Raw genomic sequence first — 4,730 nt, 5'->3', positions numbered from 1 at the left:
GGCCCCCCCCCCCCCCACCCCCCCCCCCCCCCCCCCCCCCCCCCCCCCCCCCCCCCCGGGCGCCCCCCCCCCCCCCCCCCCGGCCCCCCCCCCCCCCCCCCCCCCAAAAACCCCCCCCCCCCCCCGGGGGCCCCCCAATCTCCCCGGGCCCCGCCGCTAGCCAAGCCAAGGAGACGAATATGCCACACATCGTGAAGCATCCCCGCCGCGTCATGGCCGCGCTCGCCCTGGTTCTGATCCCGGCCGGCGCGCTGGCGGCCATGGCCACCGCCGATCAGTCCCTCGGGCCGGTGCGCTGCGAGATCCGCGCTACGCCGGAAGTCGACATGGTCTCGTTGGAGGCGCTCGCCTATGCCGACAAAAGCGTGAGCGGCACCTACTCGTTCCATGTTGAAAGTGCCGCTCGCACCGGCGGCACCAATATCGAGCAGGACGGCGCCTTCAGCGCAGCGCCCGGCAAGCCAGCTACGCTCGGCGCCGTCACCCTTGACGCGAAGGGCGCCGTCTATGATGCTAGGCTCGAGCTCACGGTCGATGGCAAGAGCATCAGCTGTGCCGAGCGGCTCGGCGGCGCGACCTGATCGCATCGCCAGATTTACGAAAAGGGCGTCGGCAATCGGCGCCCTTTTTCTATGTGCGTCAGGCCGGGAGAAAAAATGACTGAACGACAGCTGAACGAAGGATTCCGGGAGGGTTCAGCCACCAAATGAGAAGGTTGGCCATAGGCTGGGCAGCCGGAAAATGGAGACCAAAGATGACCCGCAATATGTTCAAAACTCTTGCCGCCGTTCTCGTTGCCGGCAGCATCGGCCAGGCGGCGTTGTCCGCACCGGCTTACGCGGGCGGCTGGGTTTCGGCGACATTTGCCCCCGGCAACGCCCGCGACGCCCGCGCTCTGGCGACTGGACTGCGCTTCTATTCGTTGTATCGCGGCCTGCATGGTGCCAGCATTCGTCAGTCCGGACAGCGAAACGCAGCTGGCATCGGACAAAACGGTCGCGGCAATCTGGGCATCATCCAGCAGGAGGGCAATGGCCATTCCGCCACGCTGCAGCAGAACGGCAATGAGAACGCCTACGGTATCTTCCAGTTCGGCCGAAACACCGACGCCAATGTCGCGCAGAACGGCAATGGCAGTGGTGGCGCTACTTTCAGCTATGGCTGGTAGCGGCCGACCGATCGAGACTCGGGCCCAGAGAATCGTTGCGCGTCGCCAGCGGCTCGCTTGCCTGGCGGCAGTTTCCAATGTGCTGGCGGTCGCACCAATGGGCGCGCGCAGAGTAGGTGCGATCCGAAGGCCTGCCAGCTGCTTCCCGCTCTTTTCCGTGAACGACCATGTGAGGTCTAGAACGCGAGGGCGGGCATTCATCGCGCTTTAGGTATCCAGTCCCGGAGCGCCGACTGACAACGCCACGTGGCGCGCTCGCGCGGTCTTATGACGCTTGAGCCGAATCCCATGAACCTTCATAGTTCCATTTTGACTGTTTCATGCACGGCGAGATAGAAGTCTCGCTTTCAATTGCTGGATACCGCCGATCTGAACCGCTTTTTTTAGACGAAATTGTGCCGCAAAGCGGCGCGAGATTCTGTTTTGCAACGTCTGCGGAAGATTTCTGTCTCTGCAGCGTTATTGTTTGTACGGATGGCGGATTGTCATGCTGACGCTCCAGAAATTCCTCTGCCTCTTCCTCCTCGTCGTTTTCGTGGCCGCTTCGGCGACGGGGGCTCACGCCCAGGGTGAAAAACGCCTCGCTTTCGTCATCGGCAATGCCGCCTATCCTTCGGGCACGCTCGTGACGCCGGCCAATGATGCCGGCCTGATCGCACAGACCTTGCAGGCGGCGGGGTTCGATGTGGTCGGCGCCCGCGATGTCGACCAGGAATCGCTGCGTGGCGCGCTGCGCGATTTCCTCGGCAAGGTTTCCGCCGCCGGTTCCGATGCGGTCGTCTTCGTCTATCTCGCCGGCCGTGGCGTGCAGTTTGAAGGCGAGAACTATTTCTTGCCAATCGATGCCCAGATCGCCAATCCAACCGACGTCCCGCTTCAGGGAATGCGGCTCTCAGATGTCTCGAAGTCGCTGGCCGGACTGCCGACCAAGGTCAACATCGTCGTGCTAGATGCGGCGCGGCCGAATGCATTCCCGCAGATGAAACAGCCGCTGGCCGGCGGCCTCGCGCTGGTCGATCCCGATCCGAACATGCTTATCGCATTCAATGCCGCTCCGGGAACCGTCGCGCCAGAGGGCAAGGGACCGTACGGCGCCTACGCCCAGGCGCTGGCCGAGATGATGCGCGAAGGCGGTCTGCCGCTTGACGATGTTTTCGATCGCACGCGCCTTCGCGTCAACGGGGTGACCCAGGGCGCGGAAGTTCCGTGGAACGCCTCAAAGATCACGGCGCCCTTCGTCTTCTTCGACCGCGCTCCGGATGCGCCCGCGCCCAAGGTCTCGGAGGCTGAGTCTCGGGCCAACCGGACCAGGGAGATCCGCGACTTCGACGCCCACGACGCCTATGTTGCGGCCCTCGACCACGACACGCTCCGCGGTTACGAGGATTTCGTCGGCGCTTTCCCACACGATCCAATGGCCAAGCGCGTGCGTGCCATCATCGCTGCGCGGCGCGAAGCGATCACTTGGCGCGAAACCTGGCTCCAGGATACGCCGGAAGCCTACTGGTCGTACCTCAATCGCTATCCGCACGGTCCGCACGCCTGGGATGCCCGCCGGCGGCTGGAGCATTTCGATGCAGCGCTGGAGCCGCCGGAGGATTTCACCGTCTACGCCTACGATGTGCCGCCACCGGAGGAGGAGGAAATCATCTATGTCGATCGGCCCGTACTCTATTTCGGCGATCCCGATTTCCATTTCGAGCCGCCGCCGCCTGTCGCAGTGATCTTCCTGCCGCCGCCTCCGCCGGACTTCATTGTGTTGGCGCCACCACGGCCGGCAGTCGATATTTTCGTGTTGCCGGTGCCCGTCTTCGTGCCGGTGCCGGTATGGGTCAACCCGCCGCGCAACATTGTGCCACCGCGCGATAACATCGTCTTCAACAACATCCACAACACCACCATCATCAACAACAGGACGATCAACAACGAGATCAACGGTGAGGCTGGGCAGGCCAATGGTAACGCGCCGGGCGGCCTTACTACCGCCCAAAAGCTAGGCGCTGCCGAGGGTCTAGGAGCGGCCGCGCTAACGGCAAAAGTGGCGCTGCCGCCGCTGCTGCAGAAGAAGGCTGCACTCTCCAACCGGAACCCTGCCGCCCTGGGCAAGCTCGGCCAGGGGGCTGCGCAAGGCAAGCAGCCTGGAGGCGCAAAGCCGCTATCGAAGACGCTCTCAATGGATCATGCTTTGCCGGGAGCGAATGGCAGGGCGCTGCCGCTCGTCAACGGCAAACCGCCGGTGCTCAACGGGCAGAATTTACCCAACAGCAGGTCCAAGAAGCTGCTTAGCGAGCGAGGGATCTTGGGTGGCAGCCAGCAGTCTACGGGAAATGCCGGCGCTGGCGTTACCGGACAGGGGAATGGTCAGCAGAACGGAGCCGGCAATGGGCTGGGCAAGAACGGCAAGTTCCGCAAGCTGCCGACCGTCAACGGTGCACCGGCCGGGCAGAGCCTGAGCGCGCAGGAAAAGTTCAAGAAGAACAACCCAGCTGTCCTCTCCGACCAGGGTGGCGGCAAGCCGAAGAAGCTGACCCGCACGGATCTGTCTGCAGGCCAGGCCGTTGTCGGACCGAGTGATCTGGCGCCGGGCAACGGGAACAAGAAGTTTCGCAAGCTGCCGACCGTCAACGGTGCGCCAGCCCGGCTGGGCCAGAGCGCGCAGGAAAAATTCAAGGAGAACAATCCACCTGACTTTTCCGACCAGGGTGGCGGCAAGCCGAAAAAGCTGACGCGCAAGGACCTGTCCGCAGGCCAGGCCGTTGTCGGACCGAGTGATCTGGCGCCGGGCGACGGGAACAGGAAGTTTCGCAAGCCGCAGAACGGCGGTGGAGGTTCCGCCGGCGCGGAAGTCAACGTCCAGCGGAACTTCAAAGTCAACAAGCCGAACGAGGATCCGCAGCGCCAGCTCAAGCTGCAGGAAAAGTCGAACCTGCAGGTTTTCTCCAAGCCGCAGAAGTCTGAGTTTCACGCACCGCCAAAGCCCCAAATGCAAGAGCGAGGCCTGCCGCAGAAGCCGGAGTTTCATGCCCAGCCGAAGCCCCAGATGCAAGAGCGACGACTGCCGAAGCAGCCGCCAGGCAAGAAGCCGTCCTGCGGGCATCCGGGCGAGCCGGCCTGCAGCAAATAGGAGCGCGGAAGCAATCGGGGCGCCGCAGTGGATCGGTGGGGCTCTAGATGGACAGGAAATACGGACAAGGTTCTGTTCGCGTCACGCTCACCCGATGAGCGCTGGGTCGCCGGGCACCTGGTGCATTTCTGTATTCTCTTGATGAAAGCCTTCTGATGACAGCCTTCGCCCTGGAAAAGCGAATCAGGCCGAAGTTGGCGCGACTGGCATAAGTTACGGAGCGAATATTCGGCTTCAGTTCCTATGCCGTTACTGCGATCGATCGATGTGACGCCAATAGCTGAAGCGTTTCTGTTGCTGCCGGAGATGCAAGATCCAGTGATTTGATGGCTTCGACCTGGTTTTGCGCAGGTGATAGTGTGCTGAAGGTTCTGCAAAAAGTTTTGGAGAGAGAACGGGGCTTGCTCTGAGGGGCGAGCGGCCATGGCACGGTGGTGA

At 63.0% G+C, this 4,730-nt stretch carries 4 protein-coding genes; 3 read left to right on the top strand and 1 reads right to left on the bottom strand.

Annotated features, from left to right (window positions below; genetic code table 11):
- The first annotated feature begins 179 nt into the window (after positions 1-179).
- The 3 genes from csgH (at position 180) to NKH04_RS32865 (ending at position 4,292) form a co-directional block, all read left to right on the top strand.
- On the top strand, positions 180-581 hold the full coding sequence (gene csgH, locus NKH04_RS32875) for a curli-like amyloid fiber formation chaperone CsgH (RefSeq protein WP_352542269.1): 402 nt from the start codon (positions 180-182) through the stop codon (positions 579-581).
- Positions 582-754: 173 nt separating this feature from the next.
- A complete protein-coding gene (locus tag NKH04_RS32870) occupies positions 755-1,168 on the top strand; it encodes a curlin (RefSeq protein WP_352542268.1) in 414 nt (137 codons plus the stop codon).
- A gap of 487 nt (positions 1,169-1,655) precedes the next feature.
- Complete coding sequence (locus tag NKH04_RS32865; protein WP_353045589.1) at positions 1,656-4,292, top strand: caspase family protein; 2,637 nt, start codon at positions 1,656-1,658, stop codon at positions 4,290-4,292.
- 241 nt (positions 4,293-4,533) lie between these two features.
- Here the strand turns inward: NKH04_RS32865 and NKH04_RS32860 are convergent.
- Positions 4,534-4,730 (bottom strand): hypothetical protein (locus NKH04_RS32860; protein ID WP_353045588.1); only part of this gene is annotated, 197 nt, incomplete at its 5' end.

This window comes from Mesorhizobium sp. M1365 (assembly GCF_040317865.1).
GTDB lineage: Bacteria > Pseudomonadota > Alphaproteobacteria > Rhizobiales > Rhizobiaceae > Mesorhizobium.
The sequence above is the reverse complement of the archived record's forward strand: the minus strand, read 5'-3'. Positions and strand labels throughout refer to the sequence as shown.

Excerpts from the sequence above, each read along its gene's own strand:
- NKH04_RS32870 (WP_352542268.1), top strand. The coding sequence starts at position 755 with ATGACCCGCAATATGTTCAAAACTCTTGCCGCCGTTCTCGTTGCCGGC.
- NKH04_RS32865 (WP_353045589.1), top strand. The coding sequence starts at position 1,656 with ATGCTGACGCTCCAGAAATTCCTCTGCCTCTTCCTCCTCGTCGTTTTC.
- csgH (WP_352542269.1), top strand. The coding sequence starts at position 180 with ATGCCACACATCGTGAAGCATCCCCGCCGCGTCATGGCCGCGCTCGCC.